Annotated in this window: 1 protein-coding gene; it reads right to left on the bottom strand. The window is 65.8% G+C overall.

Annotated features, from left to right (window positions below):
• Window positions 1-171: 171 nt before the first annotated feature.
• A partial coding sequence (locus AC1D00_RS42650) for a phosphoribosylaminoimidazolesuccinocarboxamide synthase (RefSeq protein ID WP_477014853.1) occupies window positions 172-1,022 on the bottom strand: 851 nt, incomplete at its 5' end.

Genomic DNA, 1,022 nt, shown 5'->3' with positions numbered 1-1,022 from the left:
CCCACCGCTGTCATTCCCCGCGAAGGCGGGGAATCCAGTACGCTGCGGCTTCTCGATTCAATCACTGGTGTCACGGAGTACTGGATCGCCCGGTCAAGCCGGGCGATGACAACGAGCGTGTTGCGCGGACCCGTTGGCTCGCAATGACGAGTTTGTGGCAACAGCCGCTGCCTAAATCGTCAGCTCTTTCCCCGTCACGCGCCGATACGCTTCCAGATACCTTTTGCTGGTCGCCTCCACCACGCTCGCCGGCAGCGGTGGCGGCGGGGCGTCGCCGTTCCAGCGGCCGGCGCGGCGCTCGACGTCGAGATAGTCGCGCAGCGGCTGCTTGTCGAAGCTCGCCTGCGGCTGTCCGGGCTTGTAGGCACTGGCCGCCCAGAAGCGCGAGGAGTCCGGTGTCATCACCTCGTCGATCAGGATGATGCGGCCGTCCTTGTCGCGGCCGAACTCGAACTTGGTGTCCGCGATGATGATGCCCTGCTCGCGCGCCAGCTCCTCGCCGAGCGTGTAGATCGCGCGCGTCATGCTCTCGAGCGTATAGGCTGTCTCGTCGCCGACCACCTCGCGCATCCGCGCAATCGTGATGTTCTCGTCATGCCCGGTCTCGGCCTTGGTCGCCGGGCTGAAGATCGCCGGCTCCAGCTTTTCGCTCTCGACGAGGCCCGCCTTCAGCTTCTCGCCCGCGAGCGTGCCGCTGGCCGCATATTCCTTCCAGGCCGAGCCGGAGAGATAGCCGCGGATCACGCATTCGATCGGAAACACCGTGGTGCGGCGGGAGAGCATGGCGCGGCCGAGAATTTCGGCGCGGTGCGGCTTCAGGGCAGGGACGGCCGCGATAATCTCGTCGGTGTCGGCGCTGATCATGTGATGCGGCACCACGCCTTCGAGCTCGTTGAACCAGAACGCGCTGATCTGGGTCAGCACCGCGCCCTTCATCGGGATGGTCTCGCCCATCACGACGTCGAAGGCGCTGATGCGGTCGGTGGTGAGGAGCAGCAGGCGGTCGTCGTCGACTCGTCGAC

It is taken from the genome of Bradyrhizobium sp. P2_E8, assembly GCF_056403875.1.
This window is presented reverse-complemented; position numbering and strand designations above follow the sequence as displayed.